Consider the following 18,111-nt stretch of genomic DNA (forward strand, 5'->3'; position numbering starts at 1 on the left):
TGGATTACAGTGGTCACACAAGGTTCCACGAAACCAGCATCGAGTCGAAGCCGAAGTCTCCTTCGGTGGTAAGGGTGTTCAGCCAAGGTCCGTGGAAAGAACGACCGTTTGAAAAGAGCTGATCACCCGATGCGTTTAGACGTATTCAACCAATTGCCCGCAGCCGAGGCCGCTGATTTCCTGCGCCCCTGCGTCGATGTCGACCGCTGGATCGATGCCCTTGTTTCCGCCCGTCCTTTCAGCAGCTTCGATGCGCTTTCCAGCTTTGCGCTCCAGGACGTCGCTCCCTTCAGCCGCGAGGAAATTGCCGCCGCCCTGGCCCACCATCCGCGCATCGGCGAACAGGCGCAGGGAAGCAGCAAGGAAGCGGACCTCTCCCGCGGCGAACAGGCAGGCCTGGACCTTGATGACGATGTCGCCGGCCGCCTGGCAGCAGCCAACCGGGCCTATGAGCAGCGCTTCAACAGGGTATTCCTCATCCGCGCCGCCGGCCGCAGCACCGAAGAAATCCTTGCCGAATGCGAACGCCGGCTGGCCAACGCAGAACAGGCCGAACTGCTTGAAGTAGCCGAGCAGCTGCGCCAGATTGCGCTGCTGCGGCTGGAGAACTCGGTGGACAACTAAGCCCATGCCCGGGGCGAACCCCTGCGCATTTATCGATACCAATCCCTCCGACAGCCAGGAGATGAACATGGCAGATGGAAATGGCGAACGCAGCCACATCACCACCCACATACTCGACACCGGGACCGGGAGGCCTGCCTCCGGTGTCAAGGCCACGCTGGAAGCCAAGACGGCATCCGGCTGGCAAGAAATCGGCTCGGGTTCCACGGATGCCGATGGCCGCATCAAGAACCTCGGACCGATACAGGTTGAAGCCGGCCGCTACCGGATTTCCTTTGAAACCGGGGGCTACTTCGGGAAGCAGGGAACGGAAAGCTTCTTCCCCGCGGTAAGCATCGATTTCTTCGTCAACGACGTCGACGAGCACTACCACGTACCTCTTCTTATCAGCCCGTTTGCATATTCCACGTACCGAGGGAGTTAGAACAATGACTACCGAAATCACCGCCCCAGCAGATACCAAGATCGTGCTGGGCTCCAACCAGTACGGCAAGGCCGAAGTCCGCCTGGTCAAGATCACCCGCGACACCGTGCGCCACCAGATCCAGGACCTGAACGTCACCAGCCAGCTGCACGGCGACTTCACCGCCGCGCACCAGGACGGCGACAACGGCCGCGTCGTCGCCACTGACACCCAGAAGAACACCGTCTATGGCCTGGCCCGCAACGGCGTGGGCGCCATCGAGGAGTTCCTGGTGCAGCTGGGAAACCACTTCACTGGCGAATTCGAGTGGATCACCGGCGGCCGCTGGGCAGCCCAGCAGTTCTTCTGGGACCGCATCAACGACCATGACCACGCCTTCTCGCAGAACAAGTCCGAAGTGCGCACCGCCGTGCTGGAAATCGACGCCGAAGGCAAGAAGTCCATCGTTGCCGGCCTGGAGGACCTCACCGTCCTGAAGTCCACGGGCAGCGAGTTCCACGGTTTCCCGGTGGACAAGTACACGACCCTGAAGGAAACCACCGACCGCATCCTGGCCACCGACGTGACTGCGCGCTGGCGCTACACCGGCCAGGCCATCGCCCAGGGCATCGACTTCGACGCGGTCTATACCTCGGTGCGCCACCTGCTGCTGACCCGCTTCGCCGACACCCACTCGTACGCGTTGCAGCAGACCATGTTCCAGATGGGGCAGGCAGTGCTCGAAGCGCATCCGGAAATCGCCGAAATCAAGATGTCCCTGCCGAACAAGCACCACTTCCTGGTTGACCTGGAAGTCTTCGGCCAAGACAACCCCAATGAGGTCTTCTTCGCCGCGGATCGCCCATACGGCCTGATCGAAGCGACGATCACCCGCGAAGGCACCGAGGCGAATCACCCCATCTGGGCCAATATTCCGGCATTTATCTAACTGAACGGCGTTGAAGGTGGGCCGGCGCTGGCACGCCGGCACACCTTTGGCAGCGACTGACGTAGGAGGTCAGCCTTGAGCGCTACACAAGATGAATCTATCAAAGGCAATCGTCCCGAGGACGCGAAGCTCCCTCTGGGGAAGTCCTTTGCCTATGGCCTGCAGCATGTCCTGACGATGTACGGCGGCATTATCGCCCCGCCGCTGATCATCGGAAACGCTGCCGGCTTGGCCCCGGACGAGGTGGGCCTGCTGGTCGCCTGCTGCCTGTTTGTCGGCGGGCTGGCCACCATCCTGCAAACCGTGGGCATCCCGTTCTTCGGGGCGCAGCTGCCGCTGGTCCAGGGCACGTCCTTCGCATCCGTGGCTACCATGGTGGCCATCGTCAACGGGGGAGGCGGAATCCAGGCGGTCTTCGGGGCCGTGCTCGTCGCAGCGCTGATCGGCTTCCTCATAGCGCCGTTCTTCGCCCGCATTGTCAGGTACTTCCCGCCGGTGGTCACCGGCGTGGTCATTACGATGATCGGCATCTCGCTGACCCCGGTCGCGGCCAACTGGGCCATGGGCGGGGACGCGAAGGCCGATGACTACGGGTCGCTGGCCAACATCGGCCTGGCCGCCGGAACACTGCTGGTGGTCCTGCTGCTGTCCAAGGTCGGCAATGCAGCGATTTCCCGCATGTCGATCCTGCTGGCCATCGTGCTGGGCACCGTCGCCGCAGCGCTGCTGGGCATGGCCGATTTCTCGCAGGTCGGGCACGGCGCGATCTTCGCCTTCCCGCAGCCGCTGGCCTTCGGCATGCCGGTCTTCGAAATCGGCGGCATCATCTCGATGACCATCGTGGTGCTGGTGATCCTCACCGAAACCACCGCAGACATCCTCGCTGTGGGCGAGATCGCCGGATCGAAGGTGGATTCCAAGCGCATTGCCGACGGCCTGCGTGCCGACATGGCCTCTTCCGCAGTGGCGCCGATTTTCAATACCTTCACCCAGTCGGCCTTTGCGCAGAATGTCGGCCTGGTGGCCATCACGGGCATCACCAGCCGCTTCGTTGTCGCGGCCGGTGGCGGCATCCTCGTCGTGCTCGGCTTGCTGCCGATCCTCGGACGAGTGGTCGCTGCCATCCCGACTCCGGTGCTCGGCGGCGCAGGCATCGTGCTCTTCGGCACCGTCGCCGCTTCCGGGATCCGGACCCTGTCCAAGGTGAAGTACGACGGCATGAACTTGGTGATCGTCGCGGCATCGATTGCCTTTGGCTGCATCCCGATTGTGAAGCCGGACTTCTACGCTGGATTCCCCACGTGGTTCGAGACGATCTTCCACTCCGGGATTTCCTCGGCGGCCGTGATGGCCGTGCTGCTGAACCTGCTGTTCAACGAACTCAAGTTCGGGAATACAAAGGATGCATCGGTCTTCTCGGCGGCTCCGCCGCGCATGGTCAAGACCGAGGAGATCTGCGGATTGCTCGATGGCGACCACTACGTGGGCGGCAAGCTCATCGACAAGGAAGGCTACGAAATTCCGGTGGTCACACCCGATGAATTCGAGCAGATCCAGACCGGAGCCATCCAGATGCCTGTACCCAGGCCTGCCGAGACATCAGGGCACTGAGGAATCGGCCCCATCCGAACCCGAGGCCGAGGAATTGCTCGATGACGAGAAGTAGCAGCTAGCGCGAAATGCTCGCAAACTCCGGTTTGCGGGCATTTTGCGCGAGCTCGAGCAGTTGCACTTCACAGCGCGAACAGCCAGGGAGCACCGCCGGACGAGTTTTCCGGGCACCTTGCGCAGGGCTGGCCCAAGTGCTGGACTGCGTTGGAAGTTCCGTGCAGGCACCGGACCAGTCAGGGGCTCCTGTGCGGCAGCGGGAGCATCGGCGTTTTGCGAGGGTCTAAGCTAGATGACTGTGAGTTCAGCAAATCTTTCCATCGGCGTTGACATCGGTGGCACCAAAATCCTTGCAGCCCTTGTGGATCAAGAGGGGAACGCCTTCGGGCAAATCCGCCGCGAGACACCTGACCATGACGTGGCGGGGACCGAACGTGCCCTGGCTGAGATGATCCGCGAGCTCTCGAAGGGCAACGAAGGTCTTCCGGTGGGCATTGGCGCCGCGGGATGGATGGACCGCAAGGGGCAGAACGTGCTGTTCAGCCCCCACCTGTCTTGGCGCAATGAACCGGTGCGCGACCGTCTGATGCAGCTGGTAGGACATGAAGTGACTCTGGTCAACGACGCTGATGCGGCCGGCTGGGCCGAGCATCGTTTTGGCGCGGGCCGGGGCGAAAGCGACATGGTGTGCCTGACCCTCGGAACGGGGATCGGCGGGGCGGTCATCCTCGGAGGGCAAATCCACCGTGGCAAGTCCGGGATTGCTGGCGAATTCGGGCACCAGGTGATCGTTCCCGGCGGCCATCGGTGCGCCTGCGGAAACCGCGGTTGCTGGGAGCAGTACGCCTCTGGCAATGCCCTGGGCCGGGAAGGAGCCGAACTCGTGCGCAGCAAATCACCGGTGGCCTTCCGCCTGCGCGAGGCCGTGGGCGATGATCCGGACGCCGTTACCGGGGCGGAGGTAACTCGACTTGCCGCAGAGGGCGACCCGGCGTGCGCCGACCTCATTGCGGATATGGGCGAATGGCTCGGGTTGGGCATTTCGAATCTGGTCTCGGTTCTGGATCCGGGGACCATCGTTATCGGCGGCGGCTTGGGCGCGGCGTCGAAGCAACTGGTGGCCACCGCGGAGGAGACCTACCGCCGCACCCTCTCCGGCAGGGGCTACCGTCCCTTTGCGAAGATCAGCCAAGCCGAATTGGGTCCGGTGGCAGGCCTGATCGGGGCTGCTGATTTGGCGAGGTTCAATCAACAGCAATAAACATTGACAGGACATTAGGTCTTATCTAGGCTCAGTTTGTTATTCAACACGAGAGCGAGGTTCCGGCATGGTCCTGCCAGAGAAGCCGCCGCAGACCCGTGGCTGGCCGCTAGCAGTCGTTTTGGGAACCTACGCGGTCGCCATGTGCGGTACCACCATGCCGACCGCGCTGTATCCAATGCTCCAGGATGAATACGGCCTGAGCACCGCCGCCTCGACCCAGCTTTTTGCGATATACGCCCTGGTGGTGCTCACGGTGCTGTGCATCTTCGGTTCCCTCTCCGACGCCATTGGCCGCAAGCCCGTCATGATTCTCGGGTTGCTCTCCTCGGCCGCCAGCGGGATGCTTTATGCCGTGGCCACCGACGTTCCCATGCTGTTCATTGCCCGGGCCCTGTCCGGGGTGTGCGCCGGGCTGGTCACCGGAACGGCCACAGCCTATTTGGCGGATGTGGTCTCCAGCTCCGGACGCGGTGCCGCCATTTCCAGCCTGGCGAATATGGCGGGACTAGGCAGCGGGCCGGCCTTGGCGGCATTTCTGACTTTCTTCTTCCCGGCTACCCCCATGATCGCTTTCAGCGTGCACGCGGTGCTTTCGGGTCTGTGCATCGTGCTGCTGGCCATGATCCCCGACAGTGTTGCGCACCGCCGGGGCGGGTGGAAACTCAGCCTTCCGCTGGTGCCGCGTTTGGCACGACGGGACTTCTGCGTGGGTGGACTGATGACCCTGGGCTTTGCGGTCATGGGCGGCTGTACAGCCATGACGTCCATCCTGGTGGTCCGCGCCTTTGGGATTACCGACCTGCGCCTGCTGGGGCTCATCGGTTCGCTGATTTTCGCCGCCACTGCCGTGGGCCAGAAAGCGGGCGGGAAGCTGGTCAGCGAAAAAGTGCAGCTGGGCTATGCCGGGCTGGCGGTGGGAGCAGTGCTGATAGCTATTGCCCCGAGGTTGGGCGGGGGCTTGGCGGTCACGGTGTACCTGGTTGGCCTAGTGGTTGCTGGACTGAGCCATGGTGCGCTGTTCCCGGTGGGACTGGGCATCGTACTGCGGCGCATCGAACTGCGGCATCGAGGCAGCGCCAGCTCCGCCTTCTGGGTACTGGGCTACGCCCTGACCGCACTTGGGGCGCTGGGGCTGGGCTGGGTAGGGCAGATCAGCGGCGAATCGATGGCAGTGACCTGCTTCGGCGCAATCATCGCACTGTGCGCAATCGGGTGCGCCAGGCTTCATCGCCGCTGGGACGATTCTGCAAACTCGCGAATCCCTGCCGGACCCTAGGTCTGCGTGCGGCGGGCATTGCTGGCAGGACAGCCGAGCTCCAGATGAGCCCCGGCCTGCGTGTGGCAGAGAACACGTGGCTTGCCGGAATGAGGTGCAGCCGATCCTCGTTGGGCATTGATAGAAGAAAACCGTATCCGGCAATGGCCCGAACCAGTGGCCTCGGACAGATCTGAAAGGCAATCAATGACAGTTGCATCCCAGGAAATCCAGGCCGACACAGCAACGCTCAACGCCATTTTTGGCGAGGCACGCACCGCTAACGCGTTCACCGGAGAGGTTACCGAGGAGCAGGCCCAGGAAATCTACGAACTGGCCAAGTTCGGTCCAACCGCGTTCAATTCCCAGCCGCTGCGCGTCACCTACGTGCGGTCGGACGAAGCCCGCGCCACCCTGGTCGACGCGCTCTCCAACGGCAACAAAGCCAAGACCGCCGCAGCTCCGCTGGTAGCGATCCTCAGCTATGACACCGCATGGCACGAACAGTGGGACAACTTCCTGCCCGGCTACAACGCACCCAAGGCCATGTACGATGCTGATGCGGACTTCACCGCATCCACCGGCAACAACAACGCACACCTGCAGGCGGGCTACTTCATGCTGGCCGCGCGCAGCTTGGGCTTCGCGGTAGGTCCAATGACCGGCGCAGACTTCTCCGCCATCGACGCATCGTTCTTCCCGGAAGGCGATCAGAAGAGTTTCCTGGTCGTGAATATCGGCCAGCCAGCCGAAAGCGAGATCGGCTCGCCAAAAGCACGCTTCGACTACGAAGCAGTTGTCCGCACCGTCTAGGTGCATCGAGTACTTCGAAAACGGCATGCGCCAGAAGCCCGGAATTCACACGGTGAATTCCGGGCTTCTGCACGCCAGCGGGAGGATCCTAGGAGGTTGCGGCCAATGAAGCTTGCAGGGCCGCGTCGGCCTCAATGAGTACCTTGGCGGCGACTTCCAGGCCCTCAACGGCACCTAGCTCGGTGTCCTCGTGTTCGATGTTCACCATCATTTCCGGATCCACCTCGTGCAATGCGCGCAAGAATTCGGTCCAGAATGCGGTGCCATGTCCCTTGCCCAAAGCCACGAAGTCCCAGGCTGAATTCTTCGGCCACTCGTTCGCCCATTCATCCCCGCCGAGGTTGGTGCGTGGTTCGTCTTCGCCCAGCTTGCGGAAGCTGTTATCCAATACGCCCTGGATGGCCGCATTCGGATTGACGCGCACATCCTTGGCTGCTGCGTGGAAGACCCATGGGCCCAGGTCGCGGACAACGGCTACTGGATCCATCTGCTGCCAGAAGAGGTGCGAAGCATCCAGTTCAACTCCGATGTTGCTGGTACCCGCCCGCTTCAACAGCTCTCGAAAGCTTGCAGGGTTGAAGACCAGGTTCTGCGGGTGCAGCTCCAGAGCGACCTTGACTCCGTGTTCGACAGCCAGCTCATCGATTTCTTTCCAGAATTCCGCGGCAATCCCGAATTGATAGTCCAGCTGGTCTAGGGCTGCCGAATTCCAGGCATTGACTACCCAATTCGGGGTCGAAGCATTGGGGTCTCCAGCGGGCAGTCCGGACATGGTGACCACGCGGGTCTGGCCTAGGCGCGCGGCCAGCTTGATGGAGCGGCGAATGTCCTCGGCGTGCTTCTGGCCGATTTCGCGATTGGGGTGCAACGGGTTGCCGTTGCAGTTCAGCCCATAGATTTCCACGCCGGTGCCTTCGAATTGGGCGAGGAAAGCATCGCGAGCGATGTCCGATTCCAGGATCTCGTCGATGTTCGGCACGTGCACTGGGGGCAAGAAGCCGCCGGTATTCAATTCGATGCCGGTCAGCCCCTGGGCGGCAATGATCTCCAGGGCTTCGGCCAGCGGGCGGTTGTGGAGGATTGCGTTGTAGACTCCGAGTTTCACAGTGAAACCTTCTTTCCGTCATTGGCAGCGGACTGCACGACCGCCTGGAGGACCTGCATATTGTGCACGCCCTCGTCGAATGTTGCGTTGATGGGAAGTGCATTGCCCAGGCCGCAGACCTCGTCGAGGAAGGCGCGCGCCTGGTAGCCGAAGGCATCATTCTGGCCGAAGCCGACACCTGGCGCATCCATGGGCAGTCCGCCACTGAGGTAGGCGTGTTCCGAGCCGAGATTTACCGTGCGGTAGCCGTTGGTTGCCGAAGGGCCCTCGGTGAGCATGATTTCGATTTCCGCTGGACGCAGCTGGCTGAAGCGTGCGGCGCCCTTCTCGCAAAAGACCTCGAAGGTCAGCGTATTGGGGTGGCCGGCTGCCACGCGGGAAACTTCCAGGCTGCCTGCGGCCCCGGCGAACTGTACGTTGAACGCCGCGTAGTCGTCGTTTTCTACCGGCTCGGACTTGTCGCTCAGTTCCACGAGATCGTGGCCGGTGACGGCGCCGGCTGGCAGGAAGCGTTCGGTGATGCTGGTGCTCAGCTGGCCGCCGCTGACCGAAAGAATCTCGCCGGCCAGGAATTCGGCAACGTAGGCCAGGTGGCTTCCCACATCGGCCAGTGCGCCCGAGCCTGGCTGGCCCTTGAAGCGCCAGCTCATCGGGGCCTGCGGGTTGTGGCCGTAGTCGGTCCAGTAGCGTCCGGAGAAATGCAGCACCTTGCCCAGGGTGCCATCGGCGATCAGGTTCTGGATCGTGGCGATGCCCGGGGTGCGGCGGAAGGTGAAGCCAACGCGGGCCACGGAGTCGGCGTTGCGGGCCGCGGTGGCCATCGCTTCAGCTTCTTGAAGGGTGTCAGCCAGCGGCTTTTCGCACAAAACGTGCTTGCCGGCAGCCAGCAGGCCCTCGACTGCTTCACGGTGGAAACGGTTGGCAATAACTACCGAGACCACGTCGATATCTGGATCTGCGGCCACCTCTTGCCAGGAACCGAGCGCCTTTTCGTAGCCGTAGCGCTTGGCGACCTTGGCTGCGAGCTCGGTGTTCACGTCAGCCACGGCAACGTAGCGAAGCGGTGGCAAGTCGGAGCTGTAGAGGGTGGGTGCTGTGCGGTACCCAGCGATGTGGGACAGCCCGGCCATGCCGGCGCCAATGACGGCAATGCCGATGGTTTTTGTCATGGAATTCTCCTGGGTGAAAGCTGTTCATGAAATATTTTGGAGCGCTCCAAAAGAGTCTAGAACCTATTTCAGATCGCGGTCAAGGGGTCTGCAGGAGAAGGTTTGGAACTGGAGGGAATCAGGGCCGGCGTGGTGCCGCGCAGGTGCCGCGCTCGATGAGCAGCGGCTCCATCAGCACGCGCTGGGCTTCGCGTTCGGGATTGGCGAGCCGGGAGAGCACCTGCTGGGCCACGTGCAATCCAAGCTCGTGGTTGCGGCTATCCACGGTTGTCAGGCGCAGCAGGTGGGTGCCGGAGAGCGGCGAGTTGTCGTAGCCGATGATTGACAAATCCCCAGGTGTCGACAGGCCGGCTTCCCGGGCGGCTGCCATGGCTCCCATGGCCATTGAGTCGTTGCCGGCCAAGATGGCCGTTGTTTCCGGGGCTTCGCCCAAAAGCTGCCGTGCGCACTGGTAGCCGGTGTCTTCGGTGGTCAGTTCGCTGACCGAAACGATGCGCTCTTCGAGTCCCGCGGCCTTCATTGCCTCCTGGTACCCGGCCAGGCGCAGCATCGAGGCTCCGCCGCCACCGGCGATGTGGCCAATATTCCGGTGGCCCAGCGAAACCAGGTACTCGATGGCTTGGCGTGCCCCGACCCTGTCGTCACTGGAAGAAATGTCCGCGCCGCGAACCTGGGTGGCGCGATTGCCGGCCACAATGACCGGAACCTGCGCTGAAAAGCGCATGGCAGGAGTCGGTTCGGTGGCCAGTACCAAAGCCTCTACCCGGGTGCTGAGGAATCCATCGAGCGGGTCCGACTCGACGTGGGTGTTGAGTGCCCGGTCGGAAACTGCGATGCGCAATCCTGCGCTTGCCAGTCCTTCTTGGAGCCCGCGAAGAAGTTCCACGAACCAGACGTTGGTGTAGTCGTCGATGACTACGCCGACTGTCTGGCTCGTGCCGCCGGCAAGTGCCGTGGCGGCCTGGCTGGGGCGGTAATCCAGTTCCTTGATGGCGGCCAGTACTGCCGCGCGACGTGCTTCCGAGACGCTGGGGGAGCCGCGCAGCACCAGGGACACCAGCGACTTGGAAACACCTGCGGCCTGGGCAACGTCGTAGATGGTCGCTCGACGGCGTGCTGCGGCCACAGTTCCTCCTGGGGGTGTCGGTTGTTCTCGTTAAGAGCCTAGCGTTTTGCTCGAGCGCACGGCCGTGCGGGACGGTTTCGACGCGTCGAACTTCGCGGGCCACGCCATGAAGCCAGGACATGGCATGCGGAAATTTTTTTATTTTCAACGTCCGAAACAGATGGAAAACCCCGGAATTCCGCGGATTTGTCCACATCATGTTACTCATGTTGTAAATATGTCAGTACAAACCTTTGACAGTGCCGAATTCATGGTGCAAAGTATTTCTTGTGGCACCGTTCACATCTTCGGCAGTTGGCCGATCCCTGAACTTCTGACTCGAAAGGACGTCGATCTGCGTGACTTACGACGTACTCACCCTCGGACGCATCAGCGTCGACGTGTATCCGAATGACATCGGCGTTTCCCTCGCGGATGTGAACACATTCAGCAAGTACCTCGGCGGCTCCGCCACCAACGTCGCCGTGGCGGCAGCCCGGCACGGCCGAGCAGCCGGTGTGATCACCAAAATCGGCGACGACGACTTCGGCACATTCCTGGAACGCGAATTGGACCGCTTCGGCGTGGACCGCACCCAGGTAGCCCGCGACGCCACGTTGCAGACGCCGGTCACCTTCTGCGCCATCATGCCGCCGGACGACTTCCCGCTGTACTTCTACGGACGCTTCCCGATGGCGCCGGACTGGAACATCGACAGCAGCGACATCGACCTCCAAGCCGTCAAGGACTCCAGGATCTTCTGGAGCACCGTCACCGGCTTGAGCCGCGAACCTTCGCGCACCGCGCAATTGGCGGCCTATGCCGCCCGCCCAGCAGATTCCCTGGCCCAGGGACAGTTCACCATTCTGGATTTGGACTACCGCCCGATGTTCTGGGACTCCGTGGAACAGGCCCGCGAACAGGTAGCGCGTGCCCTGCCATCGGCCACCGTGGCCATCGGCAACGACACCGAATGCTCGGTAGCCGTCGGCGAAGGCACCCCGGATGAGCAGGCCGACCGCCTGCTGGAGGCCGGAGTGCAGATTGCCGTGGTCAAGCTCGGCCCCGAAGGGGTCATGGCCAAAACCCGCACCGAGCGCGTGGTTTCCGCGCCGGTCCCGGTGCAGACCGCTAACGGACTGGGTGCCGGAGATTCCTTCGGCGGCGCCTTCTGCCACGGACTGCTCTCCGGCTGGCCGCTGGAACAGGTGCTTGACTACGCCAATGCCGCCGGAGCCATTGTGGCCTCGAAGGTTGCCTGCTCCGACGCCATGCCGGACCCGGAAGAAGTCAATGCCCTGCTGGCCGAGCGCGGCCGCACCGTCCCCGACTCCCAGAAAGACCTGGTCTAGAAATGAAACAGGCATCAGAGCTGCCAGTGGACCGGGAAGACCCGCGCCGCTACGAATCCATCACCCGCCAGCGGCTGGAAGACCCGGCCTCGGTGCAGCGCGCCGCTTCGCTGCGCCGGAAGCACGCCGGCCCGGTGCTGGGACGGCAGAACTTCATCATCGCCGCCGACCACCCGGCCCGCGGCGCCCTGTCCGTGGGCAAGCGCGCCACGGCCATGGCCGATCGCCGCCAGCTGCTGGACCGGCTGCAGATCGCCTTGCAGAACCCCGCCTGCGACGGGGTGCTGGCCTCACCCGATATCCTCGATGACCTGCTGCTGCTGGGCGCGCTGGAAGGCAAGCTGGTCTTCGGATCGATGAACCGCGGCGGGCTCACCGGCTTGGTCAACGAGATCGACGACCGCTTTACCGGGCACAGCGCGGCCGCCCTGGCTGCCCTGGGCGCCGACGGCGGCAAGATGCTCACCCGGATCAGCTACGAGGATCCGGACACCGTGAAAACCCTGGCCGCTACCGCCGACGCCGTGTCGGATCTGGCCCGGCACCAGCTGGTGGCCATGGTCGAGCCGTTCATCTCCAAGCGGGCCGAGGGCAAGGTAGTCAACGACCTGCGCCCGGAGGCAGTGATCAAGTCCATGGGCATCGCCTCGGGACTGGGCGAAACCAGCGCCTACACCTGGCTGAAGATTCCCGTGGTCCAGGAGATGGAACGGGTCATGGCCGCGACCACCCTGCCCACGGTCCTGCTCGGCGGGGATCCATCGGGCAGTCCCGACGAGGTCTTCGCCTCGTGGCAGGCGGCGCTGGCCCTGCCTTCGGTGCAGGGGCTGACCGTAGGCCGGACCCTGCTGTATCCCGAGGACGGGGATGTGGCCGCCGCCGTGGCAACCGCCGCATCGCTACTGGACACCACCGCAACCGTACGCAGCTGAGAAGGACGAAGCTCGATGACTACACGCACAATGACCGTTGCCCAGGCGGTCGTGGAATTCCTGGGCCGCCAGTACACGGTGGATTCCATCGGCGGCACGCACTACCGCGAACGGCTGATTCCGGGCATGTTCGGGATTTTCGGCCACGGGAATGTTGCCGGGGTGGGCCAGGCGCTGAAGCAGTGGCAGGCCAAGGACCCGAGCCTCATGCCGTACTACCAGGGCCGCAATGAGCAGGCCCAGTCGCACCAGGCCGTCGCCTACGCGCGGCACACCCGCCGGCGCGCCACCTACGCGGTCTCCACCTCCATCGGCCCCGGGTCCTCCAACTTGCTCACCGGTGCGGCACTGGCCACCGCCAACCGCCTGCCGGTGCTGCTGCTGCCTTCGGACACCTTCGCCACCCGCGCCGCGGACCCGGTGCTCCAGCAGCTGGAAATGCCGCACGGCTACGACATCACCGTCAACGACGCCTTCCGCCCGCTGTCCAAGTACTTCGACCGGGTCACGCGACCCGAGCAGCTGGCCAGTGCCTTGCACCACGGGATGCGGGTGCTCACCGACCCCGCCGAAACCGGAGCGGTGACCATCTCCTTGCCGCAGGACGTGCAGGCCGAGGCCTTCGACTTCCCGGAAGAGCTCTTTGCCGAGCGCGAGTGGAAGATCCGCCGCCCGGCACCGGAATCCGAGGACATCGCGGCCGCCGCGGCGATGATCCGCAAAGCCAAGCGCCCATTGATCGTCGCAGGCGGCGGCGTGCTGTACGCCTACGCCACCGAGGAGCTGGCCGCCTTCTGCGAAGCCACCGGCATTCCCGTGGGCAATACCCAGGCCGGGGTGGGCGTGCTGCCGTGGGATTCCGAGTACTCCCTGGGCGCCATTGGCTCCACCGGCACCACCGCGGCCAATGCGCTGGCCGAGCAGGCGGATCTGGTCATCGGCATCGGCACCCGCTATGAGGACTTCACCACCGCCAGCCGCACCGCATTCCAGAACCCGGACGTGAAGTTCGTGAACATCAACGTCGCCGCGCTGGACGCCTACAAGCACGGCACCGTGCTGCCGGTGGTCGCCGATGCCCGCAAGGCGCTGATCGCGCTGCGCGAGGCGCTGACCGGATACCGGGTCGAGGGAGCCCTGGAAGTCCAGGCCGCCACCGAGAAGCAGCGCTGGGACGCGACCGTTGATGCGGCCTTCGCCGAGCGGCTGAGCCCGCTGGTCAGCCAGAACGCCATCATCGGAGCGGTGAACCAGGCCATGGATCCGCGCGATGTGGTGGTCTGCGCCGCCGGCTCGCTGCCCGGGGACCTGCACAAGATGTGGCGGGTCTCCGACCCGTTCGGCTACCACGTGGAATACGGCTTCTCCTGCATGGGATACGAGATCGCCGGCGGGCTGGGCATCAAGCGCGCCGCCCTTGCTGAAACCGCGCGAGGCTCCGAAGAGCCCCGCGACGTCGTGGTGATGGTGGGTGACGGCTCCTACCTGATGATGCACACCGAGCTGGTCACCGCCGTGGCCGAAGGCCTGAAGCTGATCACCGTGCTGATACAGAACCATGGCTACGCCTCCATCGGAGCCCTGTCCGAATCACTGGGCTCCCAGCGTTTCGGCACCAAGTACCGCACGCTCGATGCCCAGCGCCACAGCTTCGATGATGGTGCGACCTTGCCAGTGGACCTGGCTGCCAACGCCGAGTCGCTGGGCGTGAAGGTCATCCGGATCGAGCCCGGGCCCCAAGCCATCGATGAGCTCTCGGCGGCCATCGCCCAGGCCAAGGCCGCGCCCGAGGGTTCGGGGCCGATCCTGATCCACATCGAATCCGACCTCTACGCCGATGCTCCCTCCAGCGAGTCCTGGTGGGATGTGCCGGTCAGCGAGGTCGCCGAGCTGGACTCCACCACCCAGGCCCGCAAGACCTACGCCGAGCACAAATCCCGCCAGAAGCCCCTGCTGGGCTAGGCGCACCGCACCAGACCAACTCGAATACCGAAAGACGTGAACCCATGACTGCTACCGCTACCGAAGTCACCGAAATCCTGCACTACATCAACGGCAAGCCCAGCGCCGGCACCGGCACCGCCACCCAGCCGGTCTACAACCCTGCGACCGGCGAAATCACCGGCCAGCTGCACCTGGCCAGCGACGAGGACCTGCAGCAGGCCGTGGCCGTGGCCAAGGCCGCCTCCGAAACCTGGGGCGAAGTATCGATCGCCAAGCGCAGCAAGATCCTCTTCCGCTTCCAGCAGCTGCTCACCGAGCACACCGGCGAGCTGGCCCGCATCGTCACCTCCGAGCACGGCAAGGTCCTCTCCGACGCCGCCGGCGAGATCAGCCGCGGCATCGAAGTGGTGGAGTATGCCTGCGGCATCTCCCAGTCGCTGAAGGGCGAATACTCCGACCAGGTCTCCACCGGCATCGACGTGTTCTCCTTCCGCCAGCCGCTGGGCGTGGTCGCCGGCATCACCCCGTTCAACTTCCCGGTGATGGTGCCGCTGTGGATGGCACCGGTGGCCATTGCCACCGGCAACGCCTTCATCCTCAAGCCTTCCGAGCGCGACCCTTCGGCCGCCTTGCTGATCGCCGAGCTGTTCAAGGAAGCCGGCCTGCCCGACGGCGTTTTCCAGGTGCTGCACGGCGGCAAGGAAACCGTGGACGGGCTGCTCACCCACCCGGATGTGGATGGCATCTCCTTTGTCGGTTCCACTCCGGTCGCCAAGTACGTGCACGAAACCGCCACCAAGCACGGCAAGCGCGTGCAGGCCCTGGGCGGAGCGAAGAACCACGCGGTGATCATGCCCGATGCCGATATGGACTTGGCCGCCGACCACATCAACGCCGCCGCTTTCGGCTCCGCGGGCCAGCGCTGCATGGCCATCTCCGTGGCCGTCGCCGTGGGCGATGCCGCCGACGGCCTGGTGGACAAGCTCGCCGAGCATGCCCGCAACGTCAACGTCTCGGACGGCTTCGATGAGACGGCGGATATGGGACCGGTGATCACCCCGGCCTCGAAGTCCCGCCTGCAGAAGATCGTTGGCGAGGCGCAGGAAGCTGGCGCCGCGCTGGTCATCGACGGACGCGACCTGGTGGTCAAGGACCACGAGAACGGGTTCTTTGTCGGCCCGACCATCATCGACAAGGTCAGCCGCGAGATGAGCGCCTACACCGAGGAGATCTTCGGCCCGGTACTGGTGGTGCTGCGCGTAGACAGCCTGGAAGAAGCCATCGAAGTGGTCAACGCGAACCCCTACGGCAACGGCACGGCCATCTTCACCTCCTCCGGCGCCCACGCCCGCACCTACACCCGCCGCATCCAGGTAGGCATGGTCGGGGTCAACGTGCCGCTGCCGGTGCCGGTTGCCTGGCACTCCTTCGGAGGCTGGAAGGACTCGCTGTTCGGCGAGCACCACATCTACGGCCCGGACGGCGTGCGCTTCTACACCCGGGGCAAGGCCATCACGCAGCGCTGGCCGGAGCCGGCCCAGGGCACGGCCGCCACCTTCAACTTCCCCTCCAACTAGGCACCTTGAACAGAAGATAAGGTACGCACCATGGCACAGAACATCACCATTGGGACTGCCCCCGACTCCTGGGGAGTCTGGTTTCCCGATGATCCCCAGCAGACACCCTGGCAGCGCTTCCTCGACGAAGTGGCTGAAGCCGGCTACAAGACCATCGAACTGGGTCCCTACGGGTACCTGCCCACCGACCCCGCGCAGCTGGCCGACGAGCTGACCGCCCGTGACCTGAACGTCTGCGCCGGCACCGTCTTCACCGCCTTCCACCGCGGCATCGACGGCAGCGCCAGCGCCTGGGAAGAAGCCTGGGAGCCAGCCCGCAAGGTGGCCGAGCTGACCGCCGCCATGGGAGGCGAGCATATTGTGGTGATCCCTGCCATGTGGCGCGACGACGTCACCGGCCAGGCGCTGGAACCAGGCGTTCTGGAAGCCGAGGGCTGGGACTCGCTGGCCAAGGGCCATGACCGCCTGGGCAAGATTCTGCAGGAGGAATTCGGCCTCAAGCAGCAGTTCCACTCCCACGCGGACTCCCACGTCTGCGGCCAGAGCGACATCGAGAAGTTCCTCGAAGTCACCGACCCGCAGTTCACCACCCTGTGCCTGGATACCGGCCACGCCGAATACGGCGGAGCCTCCAGCGTGGATTTGATCCGCCGCTTTCCGGAACGCATCGGCTACCTGCACCTGAAGCAGATCAACCCGGACATCCTGGCCACCGTGCGTGAAAAGGATATGACCTGGGCTGCCGCCAACCTGTCCGGGGTCATGTGCGAACCGCCATCGGGCCTGCCCGACCTCAACGAGGTCCTGCAGGAAGTAGAGAAGCTGGGCCGTCCGATCTTCGGCATTGTGGAGCAGGACATGTATCCGGTGGCCGACTTCTCGGTGCCGCTGCCGATTGCCACGCGCACGCGCAGCTATCTGCACAGCTGCGTCTCCCGCACGCACGTTTAAGCCAGACTGAACCTAGCCAAAAATTTCTTGAAAGGACATATCGTGCCAGATATCCTGCGCGTTGCCGTCGTTGGAGCCGGACGCATGGGCGCTGACCATATCCAGCGAATCCACCACCGTATTTCCGGTGCCGAAGTAGCTGCCGTGGTCGACATCGACCTGGACCGGGTCAACGCCGCCATTGTGGGCATTCCCGGCGCCAAGGGCTACACCGATCTGGACTCCGCGCTCGCCGGCGGAGACGTGAACGCGGTCCTGCTCGCCACCCCGGGCTTCCTGCACCACGATGCACTGCAGAAGGTGCTGGAAGCGGATATCCCGGTATTGTGCGAAAAGCCGCTGACCCCGGATGCCGCATCCTCATGGGAAATCGTCGAGGCCGAGGCGAAGCTGGGACGCCAGCGCATCCAGGTGGGCTTCATGCGCCGCTTCGACGCCGAGTACAAGCAGCTGCGCCAGCTGATCGAGGACGAGAGCCTGGGCGAACTGCTGGTGCTGCACCACCAGCACCGCAACCCCTCCACCCCGGAGGGCTTCACCAATGAGATGCTGATCAACGACTCGGTGGTCCACGAATTCGACGCCATCCGCTACTTCACCGGTGACGAGATCACCTCGGTGCAGGTGCGCTTGGGCAAAGCCACCCGCAATGCTCCCAACGGCCAGCACGACCCCCAGCACGTGCTGCTGGAAACCTCGACCGGAGTGCTCGCCGACGTGGAGATCTACGTCAACGCGAAGTTCGGCTATGAGGTGGCGACCCAGGCTTCCTTCGAGGAGGGCATCGTGTCCATCGGCAATGACGCTGGACCGTATGTGCGTACCGCCGGGCAGTGGGGCGGCAAGGTCACCCCCGGCTTCGAGGAGCGTTTCGGCGCCGCCTACGATACCGAAATCCAGTCCTGGGTGGACGCCGCGCTGCGAGGCGAATTGGGCGGGCCCAGCGCCTGGGACGGCTACGCCACTGCGGCCTGCTGCGAGGCTGGAGTCGAGGCCCAGCGCACCGGCGAAAAGGTGGCAGTCAAGCTGAACAGCAAGCCGGATCTATACAGCTAAGGGC

16 protein-coding genes are annotated in these 18,111 nt (G+C 64.0%); 13 read left to right on the forward strand and 3 right to left on the reverse strand.

Features of this window, described 5'->3' with window-relative positions; all coding sequences use genetic code 11:
* Positions 1–129: 129 nt before the first annotated feature.
* From uraD to ACIOTN_RS12205, 7 genes are all read left to right on the forward strand, one after another.
* Complete coding sequence (uraD, locus tag ACIOTN_RS12175; RefSeq protein ID WP_105656559.1) at positions 130–624, forward strand: 2-oxo-4-hydroxy-4-carboxy-5-ureidoimidazoline decarboxylase; 495 nt, start codon at positions 130–132, stop codon at positions 622–624.
* A gap of 67 nt (positions 625–691) precedes the next feature.
* Positions 692–1,048: a hydroxyisourate hydrolase gene (uraH, locus tag ACIOTN_RS12180; RefSeq protein WP_105656558.1), complete on the forward strand. Its 357-nt coding sequence runs from the start codon at positions 692–694 to the stop codon at positions 1,046–1,048.
* Between the two features lie 4 nt (positions 1,049–1,052).
* Positions 1,053–1,976: a factor-independent urate hydroxylase gene (gene pucL / locus ACIOTN_RS12185; protein ID WP_105656557.1), complete on the forward strand. Its 924-nt coding sequence runs from the start codon at positions 1,053–1,055 to the stop codon at positions 1,974–1,976.
* Between the two features lie 75 nt (positions 1,977–2,051).
* A complete protein-coding gene (locus ACIOTN_RS12190; protein WP_105656556.1) occupies positions 2,052–3,587 on the forward strand; it encodes a nucleobase:cation symporter-2 family protein in 1,536 nt (511 codons plus the stop codon).
* Between the two features lie 295 nt (positions 3,588–3,882).
* A complete protein-coding gene (locus tag ACIOTN_RS12195; protein WP_286134082.1) occupies positions 3,883–4,845 on the forward strand; it encodes an ROK family protein in 963 nt (320 codons plus the stop codon).
* 67 nt (positions 4,846–4,912) lie between these two features.
* Positions 4,913–6,124 carry an MFS transporter gene (locus ACIOTN_RS12200; protein ID WP_402735419.1) on the forward strand — a complete coding sequence of 404 codons (1,212 nt, stop codon included), beginning with the start codon at positions 4,913–4,915 and terminating at the stop codon, positions 6,122–6,124.
* A gap of 186 nt (positions 6,125–6,310) precedes the next feature.
* Positions 6,311–6,916 carry a malonic semialdehyde reductase gene (locus ACIOTN_RS12205; protein WP_105662234.1) on the forward strand — a complete coding sequence of 202 codons (606 nt, stop codon included), beginning with the start codon at positions 6,311–6,313 and terminating at the stop codon, positions 6,914–6,916.
* Positions 6,917–7,004: 88 nt separating this feature from the next.
* On the opposite strand, the gene ACIOTN_RS12210 is transcribed toward ACIOTN_RS12205, so the two are convergent.
* The 3 genes from ACIOTN_RS12210 to ACIOTN_RS12220 all read right to left on the reverse strand — a co-directional run bounded on the left by ACIOTN_RS12210 (position 7,005) and on the right by ACIOTN_RS12220 (position 10,316).
* On the reverse strand, positions 7,005–8,021 hold the full coding sequence (locus ACIOTN_RS12210; protein ID WP_332594584.1) for a sugar phosphate isomerase/epimerase: 1,017 nt from the start codon (positions 8,019–8,021) through the stop codon (positions 7,005–7,007).
* A complete protein-coding gene (locus ACIOTN_RS12215; protein ID WP_402735420.1) occupies positions 8,018–9,190 on the reverse strand; it encodes a Gfo/Idh/MocA family protein in 1,173 nt (390 codons plus the stop codon). Before ACIOTN_RS12215 ends, ACIOTN_RS12210 begins: the two co-directional genes overlap by 4 nt.
* 118 nt (positions 9,191–9,308) lie before the next feature.
* Positions 9,309–10,316: a LacI family DNA-binding transcriptional regulator gene (locus tag ACIOTN_RS12220; RefSeq protein WP_402735421.1), complete on the reverse strand. Its 1,008-nt coding sequence runs from the start codon at positions 10,314–10,316 to the stop codon at positions 9,309–9,311.
* A 338-nt stretch (positions 10,317–10,654) separates the two neighbouring features.
* Here ACIOTN_RS12220 and iolC point away from each other — a divergent pair, with 338 nt between their 5' ends.
* Genes iolC through ACIOTN_RS12250 form a run of 6 tightly spaced genes read left to right on the forward strand, consistent with a single transcriptional unit; the run spans position 10,655 to position 18,107 of the window.
* Complete coding sequence (gene iolC / locus ACIOTN_RS12225; RefSeq protein WP_105656549.1) at positions 10,655–11,647, forward strand: 5-dehydro-2-deoxygluconokinase; 993 nt, start codon at positions 10,655–10,657, stop codon at positions 11,645–11,647.
* Between the two features lie 2 nt (positions 11,648–11,649).
* Positions 11,650–12,579 carry a deoxyribose-phosphate aldolase gene (locus tag ACIOTN_RS12230; protein ID WP_105656548.1) on the forward strand — a complete coding sequence of 310 codons (930 nt, stop codon included), beginning with the start codon at positions 11,650–11,652 and terminating at the stop codon, positions 12,577–12,579.
* Positions 12,580–12,609: 30 nt separating this feature from the next.
* The gene (gene iolD / locus ACIOTN_RS12235) at positions 12,610–14,541 is read left to right on the forward strand and encodes a 3D-(3,5/4)-trihydroxycyclohexane-1,2-dione acylhydrolase (decyclizing) (protein WP_402735494.1); all 1,932 of its coding nucleotides are present in this window, start codon (positions 12,610–12,612) and stop codon (positions 14,539–14,541) included.
* A 44-nt stretch (positions 14,542–14,585) separates the two neighbouring features.
* Positions 14,586–16,100 carry a CoA-acylating methylmalonate-semialdehyde dehydrogenase gene (locus ACIOTN_RS12240; protein WP_402735422.1) on the forward strand — a complete coding sequence of 505 codons (1,515 nt, stop codon included), beginning with the start codon at positions 14,586–14,588 and terminating at the stop codon, positions 16,098–16,100.
* A 30-nt stretch (positions 16,101–16,130) separates the two neighbouring features.
* On the forward strand, positions 16,131–17,051 hold the full coding sequence (locus ACIOTN_RS12245; protein WP_402735423.1) for a sugar phosphate isomerase/epimerase family protein: 921 nt from the start codon (positions 16,131–16,133) through the stop codon (positions 17,049–17,051).
* Positions 17,052–17,093: 42 nt separating this feature from the next.
* Entirely contained in the window at positions 17,094–18,107 is a 1,014-nt protein-coding gene (locus ACIOTN_RS12250) for a Gfo/Idh/MocA family protein (protein ID WP_402735424.1), read from the forward strand.
* Positions 18,108–18,111 lie beyond the last annotated feature (4 nt).

This window comes from Glutamicibacter sp. NPDC087661 (assembly GCF_044743275.1).
Taxonomy (GTDB): Bacteria; Actinomycetota; Actinomycetes; order Actinomycetales; family Micrococcaceae; genus Glutamicibacter.